Annotated in this window: 13 protein-coding genes; 2 read left to right on the forward strand and 11 right to left on the reverse strand. The window is 72.4% G+C overall.

The annotated features are described in order from the left end of the window. Position 1 precedes the first annotated feature (1 nt). The 8 genes from ACWGIS_RS26430 to eccE all read right to left on the reverse strand — a co-directional run bounded on the left by ACWGIS_RS26430 (position 2) and on the right by eccE (position 12,833). Positions 2–1,021 carry an ABC transporter ATP-binding protein gene (locus ACWGIS_RS26430; RefSeq protein WP_453364934.1) on the reverse strand — a complete coding sequence of 340 codons (1,020 nt, stop codon included), beginning with the start codon at positions 1,019–1,021 and terminating at the stop codon, positions 2–4. Further along, the gene (locus ACWGIS_RS26435) at positions 1,018–2,271 is read right to left on the reverse strand and encodes an ABC transporter ATP-binding protein (protein ID WP_453364935.1); all 1,254 of its coding nucleotides are present in this window, start codon (positions 2,269–2,271) and stop codon (positions 1,018–1,020) included. Before ACWGIS_RS26435 ends, ACWGIS_RS26430 begins: the two co-directional genes overlap by 4 nt. Beyond that, complete coding sequence (locus ACWGIS_RS26440; protein WP_453364936.1) at positions 2,268–3,218, reverse strand: ABC transporter permease; 951 nt, start codon at positions 3,216–3,218, stop codon at positions 2,268–2,270. The genes ACWGIS_RS26435 and ACWGIS_RS26440 overlap by 4 nt, the downstream gene beginning before the upstream one ends. After that, a complete protein-coding gene (locus tag ACWGIS_RS26445) occupies positions 3,215–4,282 on the reverse strand; it encodes an ABC transporter permease (protein ID WP_453364937.1) in 1,068 nt (355 codons plus the stop codon). Before ACWGIS_RS26445 ends, ACWGIS_RS26440 begins: the two co-directional genes overlap by 4 nt. 12 nt (positions 4,283–4,294) lie before the next feature. Continuing rightward, positions 4,295–6,154 carry an ABC transporter substrate-binding protein gene (locus ACWGIS_RS26450; protein WP_453364938.1) on the reverse strand — a complete coding sequence of 620 codons (1,860 nt, stop codon included), beginning with the start codon at positions 6,152–6,154 and terminating at the stop codon, positions 4,295–4,297. A gap of 350 nt (positions 6,155–6,504) precedes the next feature. Then, the gene (locus ACWGIS_RS26455) at positions 6,505–10,302 is read right to left on the reverse strand and encodes an SCO5717 family growth-regulating ATPase (RefSeq protein WP_453364939.1); all 3,798 of its coding nucleotides are present in this window, start codon (positions 10,300–10,302) and stop codon (positions 6,505–6,507) included. A gap of 345 nt (positions 10,303–10,647) precedes the next feature. Next, entirely contained in the window at positions 10,648–11,502 is an 855-nt protein-coding gene (locus ACWGIS_RS26460) for a hypothetical protein (protein ID WP_453364940.1), read from the reverse strand. Continuing rightward, positions 11,499–12,833, reverse strand: coding sequence for a type VII secretion protein EccE (gene eccE, locus ACWGIS_RS26465; protein ID WP_453364941.1), 1,335 nt, complete (start codon positions 12,831–12,833; stop codon positions 11,499–11,501). The genes ACWGIS_RS26460 and eccE overlap by 4 nt, the downstream gene beginning before the upstream one ends. Positions 12,834–13,030: 197 nt before the next feature. Between eccE and eccB the strand changes: the two genes are divergently transcribed. Together eccB and mycP are read left to right on the forward strand one after the other, a co-directional pair. Then, positions 13,031–14,560 (forward strand): type VII secretion protein EccB, encoded by a 1,530-nt coding sequence (gene eccB / locus ACWGIS_RS26470; RefSeq protein ID WP_453364942.1) that lies wholly within the window; start codon positions 13,031–13,033, stop codon positions 14,558–14,560. Positions 14,561–14,573: 13 nt separating this feature from the next. After that, positions 14,574–15,821: a type VII secretion-associated serine protease mycosin gene (gene mycP, locus ACWGIS_RS26475; RefSeq protein WP_453364943.1), complete on the forward strand. Its 1,248-nt coding sequence runs from the start codon at positions 14,574–14,576 to the stop codon at positions 15,819–15,821. Here the strand turns inward: mycP and ACWGIS_RS26480 are convergent. From ACWGIS_RS26480 to ACWGIS_RS26490, 3 genes are all read right to left on the reverse strand, one after another. Beyond that, positions 15,818–16,189, reverse strand: a complete 372-nt coding sequence (locus tag ACWGIS_RS26480; protein WP_453364944.1) for a hypothetical protein — start codon at positions 16,187–16,189, stop codon at positions 15,818–15,820. The genes mycP and ACWGIS_RS26480 overlap by 4 nt on opposite strands. A gap of 200 nt (positions 16,190–16,389) precedes the next feature. Continuing rightward, positions 16,390–18,447: a hypothetical protein gene (locus tag ACWGIS_RS26485; RefSeq protein ID WP_453364945.1), complete on the reverse strand. Its 2,058-nt coding sequence runs from the start codon at positions 18,445–18,447 to the stop codon at positions 16,390–16,392. Between the two features lie 153 nt (positions 18,448–18,600). Next, positions 18,601–19,044 carry a hypothetical protein gene (locus ACWGIS_RS26490; RefSeq protein WP_453364946.1) on the reverse strand — a complete coding sequence of 148 codons (444 nt, stop codon included), beginning with the start codon at positions 19,042–19,044 and terminating at the stop codon, positions 18,601–18,603. Between the last annotated feature and the right edge of the window lie 409 nt (positions 19,045–19,453).

Genomic DNA, 19,453 nt, shown 5'->3' on the forward strand with positions numbered 1-19,453 from the left:
CCTACGCCGTGACGCGCGCCCTTGCCCAGTGGCAGGCGACCTGCGCCTCGCCGCCCCCGCCGAGCACCTCCAGGTCCTGGCCGCGGCACGCCTCCGCCACCCCGGCCCGCGCGGCCTCACCGCTCGCCAGGACCTGGCAGCGGGCGTGGAACCGGCAGCCGGACGGGACGCGGGAGGGGTCCGGCGGCTCCCCGGTCAGCACGACCGGCTCGCCCGGGGCCTCCGGCAGGACGGACAACAGGGCTTGTGTGTACGGGTGCTGAGGTGCCGTCAGGACCTGCTCGACAGCGCCCGTCTCCACGATGCGGCCGAGGTACATCACGGCGACGCGGTCGGCGATGTTCCAGGCCAGCCCGAGATCGTGCGTCACCACCAGTGCGGACAGTCCGAGTTCGGCGCGCAGCCGCAGGAGCAGCGCCAGGATCTCGCCGCGCACCGACGCGTCCAGGGAGGCCACCGGCTCGTCGGCGACGATGAGTTCGGGCTCCAGGACCAGGGCGCCCGCGATGACGACACGCTGGCGCTGGCCGCCGGACAGCTCGTGCGGGTAGCGCAGGAAGAAGCGCTCGGGGGGCCGCAGCCCGGCCCGCGAGAGCGCCTCCGCGACCGCCGCCCGTTCGTCGCCGCCGTAGCGGTGGATGCGCAGTCCCTCCGCCACGGCGTCGTACACCGTGTGCCGGGGGTTGAGGGAGCCGCTCGGGTCCTGGAGGACCAGCTGGACCCGCTTGCGGTAGGCCTTCAGGGCGCGTGAGGAGTAGTCCAGCGGCTGTCCGCCGAAGGTGACCCGGCCGCCGGTCGGCGGGACGAGCCCGAGCAGCGAGCGGGCGAGGGTCGTCTTGCCGCAGCCCGACTCCCCGACCAGGGCCACGATCTCGCCGGGCCGGATGTCCAGGTCGACCCCGTCGACGGCCCGCGCCCGGGCCGCCCCGTGCCGCCCGGGAAAGGAGACGTGCAGCCCTTCCGCGCTCAACAGCGGTGCCGTCGAGGTGCGTTCGGTGTCGACCTCGGGAGTGGTGGTCATGCGGTACTCCTCGCGTCGTCGTCCGCGATGCCTCTGGGCGCGCCGGTCTCCGCGGGTGCGGGGGCGGCCCGGTCGGGGGCTGTGGTGTCGGTCCGGTCGCCGTCGGTGGTGGGGGTGCCCGGCTCGGGCGGTGCCGAGGTGGGTTCTTCGCCGGTCGCGGTGGTGGGCTCGGGCGAGGTGGATGCGGTCGGTGCGCCGGGGGCGGTGGGGGTGCCCGGCTCCGGGGGAGGGGGGGTTCCCTGGCCGGCGTGCGTGGGAGCGGGGGCCGCGAGCGGGCTCGCCGGGGCGTCCTCGCCGGTCGCGGTGCCGACGTGCACGCAGGCCGCCCGGCGGTGCGGGCCCGCCACCCGCAGCGGCTGGTCCTGGCCGGCGCAGCTCTCCAGCGCCTCCGCGCACCGGGGATGGAACGCGCAGCCGGTCGGCAGGCCGGCCGGGTCCGGCGGGTCGCCCGGCAGGCCCCGCGGCGCGAACCGGGACGCCGGGTCGCCGATCCGCGGGAACGCGGCCGACAGCGCCTTGCCGTACGGGTGCAGCGCGTCCTCGTACACCTGCCGCGCGGGACCCTCCTCGACCACGCGGCCCGCGTACATCACCGCCAGCCGGTCGCAGGTGTCCGCCAGCACCGCGAGGTCGTGACTGATCATGACGAGCCCGAGATCCTGTTCGCTCACGAGCTGTTCGATCAGGCGCAGGATCTGTGCCTGGATCATCACGTCGAGGGCGGTGGTCGGTTCGTCGGCGATCACCAGCCGCGGGTCGCAGGCCAGCGCCATGGCGATCATGACGCGCTGGCGCTGGCCGCCGGACAGCTCGTGCGGATACGCGTCCGCGCGGGCGGCGGGCAGCCCGACCTGCTCCAGCAGCTCCCCGGTCCTCCTCTTCGCCCCGGCGGGTGTGGCCTTGCGGTGCAGCAGGATCGGCTCGGCGATCTGGTCGCCGACGCGGTGCACCGCGTTGAGCGAGTGCATCGCGCCCTGGAAGACGATCGAGGCACCGGCCCAGCGGACCGCCCGCACCCGGCCCCACTTCATGGTCAGGACGTCCTCGCCGTCGAGCAGGATCCGCCCGCCGGTGCGGGTCCCGGCGGGCAGCAGCCGCAGCAGCGCGAGCGCCAGCGTGGACTTGCCGCAGCCGGACTCGCCGGCGATGCCGAGCTTCTGCCCCGCGTCGAGGGAGAGGTTCACCCCGCGTACGGCTGCCGCGCCGCCCGCGTAGGTCACCTCCAGGTCGCGGACCTCCAGCAGACTCAACGGGCCACCCCCAGCCTGGGGTTGAGGACGGACTCCACGGCACGGCCGCACAGGGTGAAGGCGAGCGCCACGGCGGCGATCGCCACCCCGGGCGGCACGAGGTACCACCAGTCGCCGGAGCTGACCGCGCCCGCCTCCCGCGCGTCCTGGAGCAGCCCGCCCCAGGACACGACCGTCGGGTCCCCGAGGCCGAGGAAGGCGAGGGTGGCCTCCGCGAGGATCGCCGACGAGATGATCAGGGTCGTCTGGGCCAGCACCAGCGGCATAACGTTGGGCAGCACGTGGCGGGACATGACGTGCCAGTGGCCGCCGCCGAGCGCCTTCGCGCGTTCGATGTAGGGCCGGGACTCCACCGCCAGCGTCTGGGCGCGCACCAGCCGCGCCGTCGTCGGCCAGGTGGTCACCCCGATCGCCAGGATGATCGTGCCGAGCGAGCGGGACATGACGGTCGCGAGGGCGATGGCGAGGACCAGGGTCGGCATCACCAGGAACCAGTCGGTGATCCGCATGATCACCGTCGCGTACCAGCCGCGGAAGTGCCCGGCGGTGATGCCGATCAGCGCGCCGATCGAGACGGACAGGACGGCGGCGAGCAGCCCCACGAGCAGCGAGACCCGGGACCCCCACACCAGCAGGCCCAGCAGGTTGCGCCCGAACTGGTCGGTGCCCAGCGGGAATTCCGTGCTCGGGCTCTCCATCGGCCGGCCCGGCGCGTCCGTCACGTTCTGCACGTCGGCGCCCACGGTCAGCGGGGCGGTCAGGGCGATCAGGGCGAACAGCGCGAGCGCGGCCAGGCCGAGGACGCCCGCCCGGTGGGTGCGGTACTGCCGCCAGAAGCGCGCGGCGGAGTGGCGGCGGCGCTGCCAGGCGAGGGCGCGCGGGCCGGCCGTGGACGCGCGGGGCGCCGCCCCGGGCGTCAGTGGCCCGTCCGACTCGGTCGTGGTCATCGGCCCACCCGGGGGTCCAGGAGCGGATAGATCAGGTCGGCCAGCGTGTTCATCACGATCACCGCGGCCGCGAAGACGAAGAACAGCCCCTGCACCAGCGGCAGATCCGGCACGCTCAGGGCCTGGTAGAAGAGGCCGCCGAGACCGGGCCAGGAGAACACCGTCTCGACGAGGATGACGCCCGCGACCGTGCGCCCGAGGTTGACGAAGATCAGCGTCACCGTCGGCAGCAGCGCGTTCGGCACCGCGTGCCGACGACGCACCAGGTCGTCCCGCAGCCCCTTGGCGCGGGCGGTGGTCAGGTAGTCGCTGCCCATCTCGTCCAGCAGCGCGGACCGGGTGACGAGCAGCGTCTGCCCGTACTCGACGGCGACCAGGGTGACCACCGGCAGGATCAGATGGTGGGCGACGTCGAGGACGTGGGCGAAGCCCTCCTCGCCCCCCGACTCCATACCGCCGGTCGGGAAGAGACCGGGGACAGGTCCGATGCCCACCGAGAAGACGATGATGAGCAGCAGCCCGAGCCAGAACGACGGGATGGAGTACAGGACCAGCGCCAGGCCGGTGTTGAGCCGGTCGCCCAGCCCGCCGTTGCGCCACGCGGAGCGCGTGCCGAGGAAGATGCCGAGCACCGTGTAGAGCACGAACGCGGTGCCGGTGAGCAGCAGGGTGTTCGGCAGCGCCTCGGTGATCTTGTCCATGACGGGCGCCCGGAACTGGTACGAGGTCCCCAGGTCGCCCGTCAGCGCCTTGCCGCAGTAGTCCGTGAACTGCTGCCACATCGGCAGATCGAGCCCGAACTCACGCCGGTAGGCAGCGAGTTGTTCGGCGGAGACCTGGCGGCCCCCCGTCATGTACTTGACCGGGTCGCCCGGGATCAGCCGGAAGAGGAAGAAGCTGGTGACGAGGACGGCGAGCAGCGAGACGGCCGCGCCACCCAACTTGCCGCCCACGTACCGCAGATAGGCGGTCCTGGTGCGCGCCCGGGGGCCGCGGGCCGGCGGCCCGGCCGCAGCCGGACCTCCGGTCTCCTCGACCAGCGCTGGTGTTGCCTCAGCGGTCATCAGCGGCTCTCACTACTCGCGGTCTTCGGCGGTGGAGCGTCGGCGCATCGCGAAGAACAGGCCGGCACCCGCGAGGACGACGACGCCGGCGACGATGCCGATGATGACGCCCGTCGAGCCCGAATCGTCGGAGGACTCACCGGAGGAGGCCGCCGGAACCGCCGACCACCAGCTCCAGTAGCCGTCCTGCCCGTAGATGTTGCCCGCGGACTCCGGCATCGTGGTGATCGACTTGATCTGGTCGGTGCGATAGGCCTCGACCGCGTTCGGGTACGCCATGACGTTCATGTACGCGGAGTCGTACAGCCGCGACTCCATCTGCTTGACCAGGTCCGCGCGCTTGGCGGTGTCGTACTCGGCGAGCTGGCGGGCGTACAGGTCGTCGTACTTCTTGTCGCAGATGAAGTTGTCGGTGGCGCCGGTGTCCTTGGGCGTGGCGGGCAGCGCCGCGCAGGTGTGGATGGACAGGACGAAGTCCGGGTCCGGGTTGACGGACCAGCCGTCGAACGCGAGGTCGTACGTGCCCGCCAGCCATGGATCGGTCACGTTGTCCAGGCAGTTGAGCGTGACGCCGATGCCGAGCTTGCCGAACCACTCCTTGAGGTACTTGCCCACCGCCTTGTCGTTCGGGTCGGTCGCGTGGCACAGCACGCGGTAGTTGATCGGCTTGCCGTTCTTCTCGACGCGCTTGCCGTCGCCGTTCTTCTTGTAGCCGGCCTCGTCGAGGAGCCGGGCCGCCCTGGCGGGGTCGTACGCGAGCTTCTGATCGGCCGACGGCTTCCAGTAGTACGTCGAGAAGCGCGGCGGGATGTAGCCCTCGCCCTCCACGGCGTGGCCCTGGAAGACCTTGTCGATGAGGGCCTCGCGGTCGATCGCCATGAACAGCGCCTGGCGGACCTTCTGGTCGAGCAGCGACTTGGCGCCGTCGCCGAAGTGCTTGCCGTTCTTCGCCTGGGCGCCCGGGTTGGTGGCGAGGGCGTAGAAGCGGCGGCCTGGGGCGTCGTTGACCTTGACGTCGTCCTGGCTCCCCAGCGCGGACGCCTGGGCCGGCGTCAGGCCGGAGACGAACGACACCTCGCCCTTCTGCAGGGCCGCGACCGCCGCGTCACCGTCCTTGTAGTACTTGAAGACCAGCTCGTCGAACTTCGGCGCGCCCCGCCAGAAGCTCTTGTTGGGCTTCAGCCGCACGTAGCTGTCGGCCTTGTAGTCGGTCAGGACGAACGGGCCGTTGCCGACGATCGGGAAGCTCTTGTCGTTGTTGAACTTCGAGAAGTCGTCGACCTTCTCCCAGACGTGCTTGGGCACGATCGGCACGTCGAGCGCGGCCATCGTGGCCTGCGGCTTCTTGAGCTCGATGACCAGCTCGGTGGGGCTCGGGGCGGTCACCTTGCGGAAGTTGGCGACGAAACTCCCGTTGGCCGTCGCCGCGCCCTCGTCGGTCATCATCTTGTTGAACGTCCACGCGGCGTCCTCGGCGGTGGCCTGTTCGCCGTCCGACCACTTCGAGTTCGAGCGGATCGTGTAGGTCCAGGTCAGCTTGTCCGCGGACGGCGACCACTTGGTGGCGAGGCCCGGAACCGCGTGGTTGTCCTTGGGGTCGTAGTTGGTCAGGTACTCGTACATGAGCCGGTGGATGCTCGTACTGACCAGGCGCGACGCCAGGAACGGGCTCAGCGAGTCGACGCTCTGCGCGACCGCCACGGTGAGGACCCTCTTGCCGTCCGCGGCCTGGGCCGTCCGGGGCGCCGGGTCGAGCGGGGTGGCGAGACCGGCGGTGAGGGTCAGTGCCGCGGCCCCCGCGAGGGCGACGAGCCGGGGCAGACGGATCCGGGGGCGCAACGGCCCTCTGGCGTACTGGTCTTGTGGGTTCATGGCTCGGTGACCTCGCGTCATCGCTCGCACGGGGATGGCTTCTCGGACTGCTGGATCACGGTTGACCGGGTGACGCCGGCGGGGTTGATGAGTGTGTCTATCAGCGGCGGTCTCCGCACGTCAACGGCGCGTGAACCCCATGTGGCCTGCGGAAATAACGAGTTGACGTGGATTTTTCGCTCATTGGTACAGACCCCTGAAGCCGCCCTGGTGAGGGCCTGACGCTCCGTATCGTCCATGCGTGGGACGGGGGAGCGCGAGATGCGATCCGGCTGACATGCGAAAGGCCCGCACCGTCGTCGACGGTGCGGGCCCGGGCGGTGGCCGGTCCCCGGAGAGGACCGGCCGGACTACTGCCGAGGGGGCGCGGGAGGGGGCGGAGTCTGCCCCGGGTGCTGCGGGTACTCCGGCTGGGGGACGCCCTGTCGCGGGTGGTCCGGCTGCGCGGCGGGCTGCTGCGGATACCCCGGCTGAGCCGCGCCCTGCTGCGGATGGGGCTGCTGCGGCGGGTGGGGAGCGCCGCCGGGGTGCTGGGGGTAGGCCTGTCCCGGCTGCGGCTGCGGCTGCGGCGGTTGCGACGTCTGTCCCGGGAACGGTGCGCCGGGGTGGGCCTGACCCGGCATGGGCTGACCGGGCATGGGCTGACCGGGCATGGGCTGACCGGGCACCTGGCCAGGATGCGGCTGTCCCTGCATCGGCTGGCCCGGCATCTGCTGCGGGGGCATCGCCTGGCCCGGCAGCGGCGGGGCGGCGACCGGCGGCGGGTTGCCGTCGGACGTCCACAGGCCCAGCGACTGCTGGTGACGCGCGATGTCCTCGGCGACCAGCGCCGACAGGTTGAAGTACGCCTCGCGCACCTTCGGCCGCATCATGTCCAGGTCGACCTCGGCGCCCGCCGCCAGGTGCTCGTCGAACGGTACGACGATGACGCCCCGGCACCGCGTCTCGAAGTGCCCGACGATGTCGTCCACCTTGATCATCTTGCCGGTCTCGCGCACCCCGGAGATGACCGTGATGGACCGCGAGACGAGGTCCGCGTACCCGTGCGCGGAGAGCCAGTCCAGCGTCGTACTGGCGCTGCTCGCACCGTCGACGGACGGCGTCGAGATGATGATGAGCTGGTCGGCGAGGTCGAGCACGCCGCGCATGGCGCTGTAGAGCAGACCGGTGCCCGAGTCGGTCAGGATGATCGGGTACTGCTTGCCGAGCACGTCGATCGCCCGGCGGTAGTCCTCGTCGTTGAACGTCGTCGACACCGCGGGGTCGACGTCGTTGGCGATGATCTCCAGCCCCGAGGACGCCTGCGAGGTGAACCGCCGGATGTCCATGTACGAGTTGAGGTACGGGATCGCCTGCACGAGGTCGCGGATGGTGGCACCGGTCTCCCGGCGCACCCGTCGGCCGAGCGTGCCGGCGTCCGGGTTGGCGTCGATCGCGAGGATCTTGTCCTGCCGCTCACTGGCGAGCGTGGAGCCCAGTGCGGTGGTCGTGGTCGTCTTGCCCACGCCGCCCTTCAGGCTGATGACGGCGATCCGGTAGCAGGACAGGACCGGCGTGCGGATCAGCTCCAACTTCCGCTGCCGCTCGGCCTCTTCCTTCTTGCCGCCGATCTTGAACCGCGACGAGCCCGCGGTGGGACGGCCGCTCTTCGGCTTCTGCTTCTTGTTGTTGAGCAGCCGGTCGGAGGACAGCTCCACCGCCGCGGTGTAACCGAGCGGCGCTGCACCCGGGTTGACCGGCTGCCGCTGGTCGTGCTGGATGGGCTGCGGCCAGGCGTTGCCGGCCCGCGGGTCCACGGGCGCGACCGGGGGCTGCGGCTGCTGCGGGTGACCGCCCTGCTCGGCCGGGTGCTCCGGATGACCTTGCCGGCCGGGCTGTTGCGGGTGCCCCTGCTGGGCCGGCGGCTGCGGGAAGCTGTAACCGGTGGGCTGCGCCGGGGGATTGGGCGCGGCGGGCGCGGCGGTGTGCGGGAACCCGTAGCCGGGCTGGGGTGCCGGGGCCTGCGGTGCCGGTGCCTGGGGTGCCGACGGCTGGGGAGCCGGGGCGTTCGCGGCCGGTGCACCCGGCTGCGGGAAGCCGTAGCCGCCCTGCAGGGGGACCGGTGCGCCGGGCTGCGGGAAGCCGTAACCGGGCTGGGGCACCGGGGGCTGAGGGGCCGGGGCCTGCGGGTGAGCAGCGTCGGGGGCCGGGACCGGGGCCGAAGGCTGCGGGAAGCCGTAACCCGTCGGCGGCGCCGGGGTGCCCGGTGACGCGAGAGGCGTGCCCGGGATGCCGGGCTGCGGGAAGCCGTAACCGGGCTGCGGCGCCTGCGGGGCCTGGGGGATGTCGGCCGCGGGCTGGGCCTGCGGCTGCGCGGGGTGGGGCTGCTGCGGTGCCGAGGCCGGCTGCCAGGCGGCCTGGGCGGGCTGCGGGGCCTGCGGCTGAGCGGCCTGCGGGACCTCGGGCCGGGGCTGCGCGTCCGGCTGCGCGTGAGGCTGGAAGGACGGTTGCTGGGGAGCCTGCTGCGGTACCGGGGTCTGTGCGGGTACGGGCGCCTGCGTCGGGCCGCCGGGCTGCTGCGCCTGCGCGGCAAGCGGCTGGGCGTGCGGGGGTACGGGCGTCTGCGGCGCGGGCGTGTGCGGCTCGGCGGGCTGCGTGGACGCCGGCCACTGTGCGGCGGGGGCGGGTGCCGCGGGCTGGTAGGCGGGCGGCAGCGGCGGAAGACCGCTCTGCGGCGCCGGGGGAGGAGTCCAGGCCGGGGGGCCCACGGGGGCGTCGCCGGGTGTGGGTACGCCGGACACGGGGGCGGAGGCGTCCGCGTCGACGCCCGTACCGGTGTCCTGCGGGGCCGGGGCGTTCGGGGTGCCGTCGGCCTCGGGGGAGTGGGGCGCGTCCGCGTGCGGCGCCTCCGCCTCCTGAACCGGGGTCCCCTGCCCCGCGTCGGTGACCGGAGCGGTCGGTTCGAGGGTGCCCTCGGAAGCGTCGGCGTCCACGGGCACGCCGGACGAGAGGGACGCACCGCTCTCACCGGACCCGGCGGACTCGGCGGACTCAGCGGGTGCGGCGGGCTCGGTCCCGGCGTCGGACGAAGCAGCGGAGGCCGCGCTGTCCGGGCCGTCGCCGGTGTCCACGCCCGACACGGTGGCGACGTCGGTCGTCCCGGCGGTGTCGTCGATGTCGGTCACACCCGCGCCGTCGGCCGCGGGCTCCCGCTCGGAGTCCTGGGCCGGGCCGGACGAACGGTCCTCGGCGTCGGCGCCACTCTGGCCGGCCTCGGCCTGACCGGTACCGGGGACGGCGTTGTGGGCAGCGGCATCCCCGGCTGCCACGACGGCGTCGGAGACGTCACCCGAGGCGTGGCCCGCTCCCGAGCCGGCGCCCTCCTCGCTGCGGAACGGAGGAGTGCCGAGGCCGTCGACGCCGGAACCGCCCACAGGGGAAGCGTCCGGAACGGAGCCGTCGGGACCGGAACCGTCCGCGCCGGAACCGTCAGTACGGGGAGCGTCCTGACCTGGGCCGTCCGCAGCGGAACCGGCACCGTCCTGCGCACCGGCGCCTGCGGGGGCCGTACCGGCACCGTCCCGCGCACCGGCGTCCGCGGACGTCGTACCGGCGCCCCCCGGGGTCGTACCGGCACCCGCGGACGCCGTACCGGCATCCGGAGCACCCGTCGGCCCGGCGGCGGCAGCCGCGGCCTCGGCCCGGTCGGCGATCTCGCGACGCAGCGCGGCGGAGGAGAAGCGCATGGTCGCGCCGCTCTCCAGATCGCCCCTGCCGCTGTCCGCCTCGGCGACCGGCGGGGCCGGCTGCGTCCAACTCTGCTGACCCTGCTGCGGGAAGGCGTCCGGGGGCGGGGGCGGCAGGTCGACGGGCACGCCGACCGGCGGAGGAGCCGTCGCCGCCGCACCGACCGGCGGAGCCTGGTGGAACGGCGGGGTCTGCTGGAACGGCGGTGCCGAGGGTGCCGGCGGGGCCGGCTGCGACGGAACCTGGGGCTCCGGAGCCGGCGACGTCTCCGCCGTACCGCCCGACGCGTTCTGCGTGTACCAGGCAGGCGGCGCGTAGTCGATGGTGAACTCGCCCGTCGTCTCGATGGCGGACTCCGCGTCGGACTGGTCATCGCCGGGCGTGGCCCAGCCCCCGCGGATCCCGTCCCGATCGCTGTTCACAATTCCTCCTGGTGTGGTCGAGCACCCTCGTGCCGTGCCGGGGCGACCGCTCTCGTCGTCCGAAGCCGTCGGAAGTCGTCCGAATCCGCCCGGCTGTCCCCCTGGGGTGCCGACGGCCCTCTCGTGGGTCTCGGTGTCGCGCCCTGTCCCAGCCTAATCACCACCGGCGCCCCCGGGGCAGGCCCGTCCACCCCTCCGCGCCTGCCCGCTCCGTCCCGCGCGGCCCGCCAATGACGTACACACGCGTACCGCCCGCGAACAAAACGGGTGATTGTGGTGAACGCATCGACCGGAAGCGGGGGTGAAGCGGTCTCAAATGCCCCAAGCCGGTCGGTTGTTGAGGGATCAGTCCATCCTGCGTGGGGTACCCAACAATCCGGTCTCGGCGTCGGTCGGCTGGGTCATCACGTACTGCCGGTCGCGGTCGGCGCACCACAGGGTGACGCCGTCGGCGAGCGTCGGCAGGGAGTCCATGTCCCCCTGCGGCAGCGCCAGCGTGCGGCTTATCTCCGCGGCCTCGTCCGGCGAGACGCGCTGCACCCCGACGAGCCGCGCCTGCCGCATCAACCGCGGTGCCACCGGGCTCAGATAGGGCAGCAGCGTCAGCACCGCCTGCCACGGACCCGCGACGACCCGCCCGCGCGGCGGCCGCATGCCGCAGTCCCGCACCACGAGCACCGGGGCACCGGCCGAGGCGCCCTGCGGCGGCACCCGGCCCACGTCGTACACGGTCATCCCCGACTGCCCGCCGCCCACGGCCTGCACCATCTGCGCCCACGCCTGCGCCCGGCCGGTCTCCACGGCGACCCGCGTCCCCGTGGCCGCCGCCCGCAGGGCCAGCACCTGGGCCGTCCACAGTCCGCCGATCAGGACGACGTCGTACGGGGTGGGCCGGTTGAGGCCCAGCACCGCGGGCTGTCCGCCGGCGTCCACGCCGATGACCACCCCGTCGTCGCCGATGGGCAGGGCGAGCGCGTCCAGTTGGTCCGCGGCCAGCGTGTGCCGCCCGTGCCGCGGGCCGAGCAGCCCGAACCCGCTCCGCACCCGGGAACGCAGCCGGTCCGCGGCCGACGGTGCGGCGGGGCCGGCGGACCCGGGACCACCGGCCGGTGCGTACGCTCCCGGGCCCGCGCCCGGTCCGTACGGACCCGGCGCCTGCGCGCCCGGTCCGCCCGTCGGGGGTGAGGTCATGGCGGTCACCGGGCACCTCCGAGGGGCAGAGTGGCCAGTACTCCGGGCAGTTGCTGCCGGTCGAGCCGGGCCAGGCCCGCCCCGGCCTGCCGCGCGGCGTCCTCCAACGCGCGCCGCGCCGCCACCAGTTCGTCGTCGGAGCGTCCCGTCACCCGCAGATGCCCCACCAGTGAGACGTCCTGCCGATCACCGCGCGCCAGCGTGAGGCTGAAGGTGGTGGCCAGCGCGGGAACGGCGGTGAGCAGCGCCACGAGCTGCGCCATCGAGGGACCCCGCCCGCCCAGCCGGGGCCAGCGGCGCACCCAGTACGTCGTGTGCCGGCGGTTGTCGCAGCGCCAGCTGCGCCCGGACTCCTCGGTCCGCCGCTCGGGCACGTCGGTCCGCCCGGCCTCGGCGGTCACCAGGGGGTTGGCGCACGCCGACGTGGCGACGGCCGCGATCAGCTCCTCCTCGTCGAGCACCGTCGTACGGAAACCCGCGCCCGTCAGCCGGCTCGCCAGATGGTCGGCGGCCCGGACGGCGCACTTCTGCGCCCCGACGAGCCCGCCCCCGCGCGCGGCCACGGCCTCCGGGCACAGCTCCGGGTCCAGCTTCAGCGCGACCCACGTGATGCGCACCGCGGGCGCCCCGGTCTGCGCCTGCAGCGGCGCGTAGTTGCTCACCGCCACGGACTGCTGCGGAAGGTGCAGCGCGGGCGCGGGCTGCGTGTGCAGCACGATCTGCGCCGACTCCAGCCGGATCCCGTCCACTTCGAGGGCGTCACGCACCAGCCCGAGCGGCAGCGGCTGCCGGCTCCGCTCGGCCCGCAGCGCCGTCGCGTCCGCCTCCACCTGGAGGACCGCGGTGACGAACGTGCCGTCGCCGATCATCCCGACGGAGCGCCGGTCCCGGCCGCCGTACGCGTACGTGCGCAGGCTCGGGTCGCACTCGACCGCGGGGGCGAGCCCGGGCTCCGTACCCGGCTCTATCGCCGTACCGGCAGCCTGGCGCCTGCGGGCGCGCAACGCCCGTGCCGTACCGAGCCATTCGGGCAGGGAGCGGCCGCGGCGGCGCACGAAGGCGAGCAGGACCAGCACCACGGCGATCACGCCGGCCGCCATCAGCGCCACCGGGTCGACGACCCAGCCGGTGAGCAGCACGGCGGCGGCCAGCTCCAGCAGAACGACCCGTTGCAACCGGAACGACCCGAACTGCCCCGGACGCGTCCGCAACTGGAGCGCGTCCGCGTCCTGGGACTGCGTGCGCGGGGCGGACGGCCGTTGTCCGTGCGGCGGTTCAGGTGCCGCGGAGCCGCGCGTCCGCGACCGGTCGCGCAATCGCGTCCGCGCTCCCGAAGCCATCACTCCATCCCCCCGTAATGCTCACAACTCGCTGGAATCACGCCACCGCATGGGGCCCTTGAAGGTCCGGGTACCCTACCCGCTCCACGAGACCGTTCTTTTACCAGGCATAGTAGGGGGCCGGTCCGACAACGGAGGGCGGGGGACGCTGACCCCCGAGCGCCGACCAGGCGAGACACGGGGAGAAGCGGGCACACATGGCATCTCGGCGGGACCAGCTCAACGCCTACACCTTCGCGAAGCGCCGCATGCTCGCGTCCTTCGTGCAGTCGTCCCCCGACGGTTCCGAGGAGGGGGCGCCGCGTCCGCTGCGGGCGGTCGTCCCGGGTGTCATCGTCGGCGTGATCGTGATGGCCGTGTTCGGGGCCTGGGGAATGTTCAAGCCGACCGCCCCGAAGGGCTGGGACAGCCCCGGCGAGAAGGTCATCGTCGCCGACAAGTCGACCACCCGCTACGTGGTCCTGACGACCAAGGGCAAGACCCGCCTGCACCCCGTCCTCAACATGGCGTCCGCCAGACTCCTCCTCAAAACGGGTGACGCCGACGTCGTCACCGTCGACGAGTCCGTCCTCGACAAGGGCGACATCCCGCGCGGCGTCACGATCGGCATCCCCTACGCCCCCGACCGCCTGCCGTCCGACAAGGAAGCCGGGTCCGAGAAGCGCTGGGCCGTCTGCGAACGCCCCAGCGCCGGGGGCCGGTCCATCCAGAAGGCCGCGTTCGTCCTCGCCTCCCGCGACATGCGGAAGACCGAGGGCAGGAACCGGCTGCGCGGGGGCGAGCTCATGTACGTCATGGGCCCGGACAAGACCCGCTACATCGTGGACGCGCACGGCACCGCGTACGAGGTCGACGCGACCGACGAACTGCTGCTGCGCACCCTGGTCGGCTCCGAACGCGAACCGCAGCGCGTGTCCGAGCCCTGGCTGGCCACCCTGCACCGGGGCGACGCCGTCGACTTCCCGACGGTGGAGGGACGGATCGGCGCCCCGGCGGGCGTCGAAGGCAGCCTGCCCGAGGAGGCGAACAAGGTCGGCATGGTCCTCAAGGCCCCCAACGGCGACACCGAGCAGCACTACCTCGTCGAGCCCGGCAAGGTGGTCCCCGTCTCGGACTTCACCGCCCAACTCCTCCTCTTCAGCCGCGATTTGGTCAAGACCGGCCAGGCCGGCCACGCGCTCGACGTCAGCGCGGGAGCCTTCGTCCCGGCCACCGAGGCCTTCGCGGCCGACCGCGACTGGCCGAGCCACACCCCGACCGCCGTCAACGACGCGGGCACCGCGGACGGCAGCCGCAACACCGTCTGCAACGTCCTGCGCGACGTGGACGAGGAGAACAAGGGCGCCACCACGCTGAGCACGTGGGCCGGCACCGGCTTCCCGGCCGTCCTGCCGACCGGCTCCGACAGCGCGTACGTCACGCCCGGTTCCGGCCAGCTGTACCGCCAGTTCAAGGGCGAGGAGGTCAAGGCGGGCGGCGTCTTCCTCGTCACCGACACCGGCCTGCGCTACGCCATCCAGTCCAACGACGACAGCGCCACGGACGACGAGGGCATCGGCATCACGGCCAAGGAGCGCCAGCAGCTCCAGCAGGAGGCCAAACTCGCCCAGATCCGCCTGGGTTACTCCGACGTCGACCCGGCGCCGATCCCGGCCGAATGGTCCCGGTTCCTGTCCACCGGTCCCCGCCTGTCCACGTCGGCCGCACGCCAGCCGCAGGGCTCGTAGGACGGAGGAGACCATGCCGTACGCCCCTCCCGCCGCCGCGGGCACCCGCAGCGCCGTCGCCGCCGCCGCTGCGCTGACCTTCGCAGGCCTCGCGCTCGCGCCCCCGGCGACCGCCGACTCGTCCACCGACCAGTGCACCTTCCCCAACCAGAAGTACGCGGGCCGCCCTTGGTCCCTCCAGCGTGTCCTCCTCGACGAACTGTGGAGCCAGTCCCGGGGCAAGGGCGTACGGGTCGCGGTGATCGACACGGGAGTCGACGTCAAGAACCCGCAGCTCACGCACGCGGTGGACGCCTCCGACGGCGCCAACTTCCTTCCCGACAAGGATGACAAGGGCGAGAAGATCGACCGCGGCAACTCCCGGGGCACCACGGACACCGTCGGCCACGGCACGCGCGTCGCCGGCATCATCGCCGCCCGCCCCGCCAAGGGCACCGGCTTCGTGGGACTGGCCCCGGAGGCGACGATCATCCCGGTCAAGCAGAACGACGCGGAGGGCCACGGAACGGCCGACACCCTCGCCGACGCCATCCGCCACGCGATCAAGGCCGGCGCCGACGTCATCAACATCTCCCAGGACACCTCGAACGCCGTCGAGCCCGCCCCCGGCCTGAAGCAGGCGGTGGACGCGGCCCTGGCCCGGCAGATCGTGGTCGTCGCCTCCGCGGGCAACGACGGCCTCGGCGGCAACGTCAAGCGGACCTACCCGGCCTCGTACGACGGCGTCCTCGCCGTGGCCTCCTCCGACCGGAACAACGAGCGCGCCGCGTTCTCCCAGTCCGGTGAGTTCGTCGGCGTGGCCGCACCCGGCGTCGACATGGTCTCCACCGTTCCCGGAGGCGGCCACTGCACCGACAACGGCACCAGTTTCTCCGCTCCTTACGTGGCCGGAGTCGCCGCGCTCGTCAAGGCGAAGCACCCGCACTGGACCCAGCGCGAGATCGTCGCCCAGATCGAGCAGACCGCGGAGCGCTCCGTCGCCGGCCACGACCGCCTCGTCGGCTGGGGCGTGGTGGACCCGGTCCGCGCCCTGACCGAGGACGACCAGCCGATCGAGTCACCCCGCCCCCACGAGGGCGTCACCAAGGCGGAGGCCCCCACCCCGGCCAGGCTCCAGCTCGGCGAGTCCCCGGACGAACGCAACGCCCGCCTCGGCACGTACGTGGCGGTGGGCGCCGCGGTCCTGGTCGCCGCGCTGGGCGGAACGGCCGTCGCCGTACGGGACGCCAGACGCCGCTCCCGCCGGGTGGCCGGCCGCTAGCGCGACGGCCGCTTCTCCAGACAGTGGAGCGTCTTCACCGTGGCCGGCATGTAGGCCCGCATGAACCGCTCGATGGCGACCCTGCGCTCCGCGTCGAGCTTCCCCCGCGTCACCTTGAGCGCGAGGGTGAAGTGATCGGCCCCGCTCCTGTCCCTGCACCGCGTGGTGGCGATGGCCCCGTCATCGGCGGCGACGGCCTTGTCCGCGAGGGGGATACGGGGCAGGGGCCGCGCGTTCCGGAGCCCGGTGACGGAGTTGTCGGGGGAGGCGGCTTTCATGACGTCGGCCGGACCGCCGTGCCGTGCGAAGTTGAGGCTCAGCGCGTCGTGCTTGTCGACGTACACCACACACCAGTGCGACTGTCCCACTTCTTGGCCTGCACTGATCCACTCGGTCACCTTGCCGGGGGGTTGGAGCAGGGGTCTCGAAAGGCTCGGCCGTACGGGCGTTCCGCACAGCGAGCGAGGAAGTTCCTGATCCGGCTCGGCTGTGCTGCATGCGGCCAGGAGGAGGCCGAGCAGAACGAGGCCCGCAGTCCTCGGAGATGGTCCGGTTGTCGATCTCACTTTCACGCTCCTCCGGAGACGCCGACCGCGCGCGCGATACCGGAGTTCGCGGCTTCTTCCGTCGAATACTGGAGACGCAGCGGTGAGTTTCCTCCCGAGCCGTGCACCTTCCACCACTCCTCTGTGAGTGCGATCAACTGACTGTTCCGATCTCGATAGCTGGCGAGGTGTTGCTCGGTCGACTTGTCGTCGAGGCGTCTCTGTTCGTCGGCGAGCCAGCGCTCCGTCACGTAGTCGACTCCTGCCTGCACTTCGCCACTCCCGACCGGCAGATGACCGATTGCCTGGTCCACGACCCACTTCCCTTCCAGCTCCGCCGTTTTGGGTTCCGCGGCCACCTGGGCGCGGGCCTCCTCCATGAAGCCCACCGTGCGTCCCGCGCGGAGGAGTGACTCGTCGGGATACCTCTGGTCGGGCTCGTGGATCGCGGCGACCAGCGCCTGGTTCATCCCGCGGTTCAGCGTCCCGTAGGCGCCCTGGTCCCGTGAGACCTGCTTCATGACCTCGATGAGCTGCTCCTGCTTCAGCGGGGCCTCCGTCATGTCGATGCTGCTGGCGGCGACGTGCACGGTGTCGCCGTGATTGGCGAGCATCCGGGCCACGGGCTCCCGCAAGGACGGCGGGAAGTCGTCGCCGCTGTCGGCGAGATACCGCACCGAGGACCGCAGAATCGCCTTGTTCTCCTCCGAGTGGGGGACGAACTCCGCCCCCTTGTCGGAGGGATCGATCCCCGTCGTCGCGGCCTGGAGCGCGGCCCCGAACCCGGCGCGGTCGTCCTTGTCCAGGGCGGCGCCGTAGGTCGGAGCCTTGGCGCCGTCCTGCGCCTCCTCGACGACCTTCCAGTCTCGTTCCTCCATGAGGTACTTCATCCGGTCGTCGGACTTCAGATAAGACGCGGCGGTGTCCGGATCGTGGCTCATCACGCCCAGCAGTCCGTCGAGCGGATCGTTCGCGAACCAGCCGTCCCGCTTGCCGGAGTAGCCGCCCTTGAGATCCCAGACGTCGGGGTCCCTCTTCTCGGCGCTGATGATGTCGTCACCGAGGTCCTTGAGGAACTGGGGCGCGTAACCGTCCCCCTTCTGCATGAGGGTGACGAGTGACTGATAGCCGCGGACCTTGTCGAGACGGGCGCCCTGGAAGTCCGTCTCGTACCGCTCGACGCCCGCCTTCCGCATCTCGCCCCGCCATTCCCCGTACCACTTGGACTTCGTGTCCTTGGTGGCCGTGGCGAGGGTGCGTGCCAGTCCGGACTCGATCACCGAGAAGTCGCGGGCGCCCTTGCCGCCCCGGACGTGGATGAGGTCGTTGAGGCGGTTGGTCATCCTGATCGTGCCGCCGGCGCCGAGTCCGTCGAGGAACGTGCGGCTGAACGCCTTGTCCTGGCCGTTGTCGCGGAAGGTGCGCCGCAACTCCGCGACGTCTCGGTCGGACAGCTCCGCACCGCTGTTCAGCCGGAGGGCGATGGCGTCCGCGGCCTCGGCCTCGTACTTCTCGATGTCGCCCCGCGCACGGGAGTTGAATCCGTCGCAGGTGCCGTCCAAGACGTCGGAGTCGACCGTGACGGCCTTGAGGGCGATCCCGACTCCCCGGTCGGCGTCGGCGACGGCACGGACCGCGCGGTCGAGGCTGTCCTGCCAGGAGGACGTCGACGTACAGACCCGCTGGGCGTGGCCGGCGTCCGGGGACGCCGACGCGTTCTGCCCGGCATACGAGACGACTCCCCGCTCCGAAACCCGCATACCCGCTTCCACGGCGTCCCGCCGTACGGCCTTGACCTTGCCGCGCAGCTCGACGAACTGCGCGTGCGCGTCCCGCAGCAGCGACGCGAGCGCCTTGGCCTCGGTCTGCGCAGCCTGGAACTCCTTGAGCGTGATGTCGAAACGGGCGTTGGCCGCGTCCGCGCTCATCCCCTCCCAGGAGCGCCCGGCGGAGATCCCGTGCACGTCCCGCCGGTACTGGGCCTCGCGCTTCTCGAACTCCCCGGCCATGCCGTCCCAGCGCTCGGCGGCGGTGACGAGGGAGGAGAGGTCGGTGGTCATGATCTCGTGATACGTCGGCATGGTTCCCGGGATGAGGACGAGGGTGGGGGCAGGGGCAGGGGCAGGGGCAGGGGCAGGGGCAGGGGCAGGGACGAGGACGGCGGTGAGGACGGCGACGAGCGCCCTGGTATGCGGCCCAACCAGGCTTTGGCGCAACGGAGTTGAGGGAGTCCGCTAGAGCAGGTCGAGGCCGGAGGGCCGACGCACCTGCGCCCCCACCCCGACGTCCGTCTTCTGGAAGAGCGCCGACGTGCTCCGCAGCGCGTCCTTCTCCGCACCGAGCCGGTCCATCAACGCCTTAACCTGATCGCTCCACGCCTTGTGCGCCCGCTTGAGGGCTCCGGACGTCACCCAGCCGTGCCCGTCCCGCGCCCCGAACTCCTTGACCGCCGCGGCCGTCTCCTCGTCGGCCCAGGCGCCGGACTTCCGCGTGCCGGGCTCGAGATGCTCCTCGATGGCCCGAGCTGCGGCCTTCTTCTCGGCGGGACGTGACGCCAGATCAGGACCACCGGCACCACCGCCCGGGGTACTCCGCTGTACGGGCAACTGGTCCAGCCGGACGCCGACGCCCTGTCCGGCGGCCCGCCCTCGCGCCTGCTCCCACTCGTCCCACGTCACGGCGGGCCACCTCCCCAAGTGCACTCTCAGTCGTTGTCAGTGACGCAGAGTAGCGTTGTTAGTGGGTGCCGGTCGGGTGGTCGGAGGTGGAGAGGTGCGCGAAGTGCGAGTGCGTGCGGTCAACGGGTTGCCGCGACACGTTGGGGGGACGGTGGTGGTGCGGCTTGACCTGCGCTGAGCTGCCGTCAACCAGAGGGCGGGCGAGAGCACCCGCAGGTTTAGTAGTGCAAAGATCTACTAACTTCGGCGGCGAGGCCCGGCGGATGGTGAGAGTTGCCACTCGGCCACGGAAGCGGTGTGCGATTTGGCGCTCTATCTGGACATTTGAGTTCGTTCGACAGGCGACACCTGACGACCTCCCGACAGCTTCGTAACTGACTCAGCACAAAGTTCAGTTGGCCGGGATTTA

This window comes from Streptomyces sp. NPDC054842, from assembly GCF_053611025.1.

Excerpts from the sequence above, each read along its gene's own strand:
- ACWGIS_RS26430 (WP_453364934.1), bottom strand. The coding sequence starts at position 1,021 with ATGACCACCACTCCCGAGGTCGACACCGAACGCACCTCGACGGCACCG.
- ACWGIS_RS26440 (WP_453364936.1), bottom strand. The coding sequence starts at position 3,218 with ATGACCACGACCGAGTCGGACGGGCCACTGACGCCCGGGGCGGCGCCC.
- ACWGIS_RS26445 (WP_453364937.1), bottom strand. The coding sequence starts at position 4,282 with ATGACCGCTGAGGCAACACCAGCGCTGGTCGAGGAGACCGGAGGTCCG.
- ACWGIS_RS26450 (WP_453364938.1), bottom strand. The coding sequence starts at position 6,154 with ATGAACCCACAAGACCAGTACGCCAGAGGGCCGTTGCGCCCCCGGATC.
- eccE (WP_453364941.1), bottom strand. The coding sequence starts at position 12,833 with ATGGCTTCGGGAGCGCGGACGCGATTGCGCGACCGGTCGCGGACGCGC.
- eccB (WP_453364942.1), top strand. The coding sequence starts at position 13,031 with ATGGCATCTCGGCGGGACCAGCTCAACGCCTACACCTTCGCGAAGCGC.
- mycP (WP_453364943.1), top strand. The coding sequence starts at position 14,574 with ATGCCGTACGCCCCTCCCGCCGCCGCGGGCACCCGCAGCGCCGTCGCC.
- ACWGIS_RS26485 (WP_453364945.1), bottom strand. The coding sequence starts at position 18,447 with ATGCCGACGTATCACGAGATCATGACCACCGACCTCTCCTCCCTCGTC.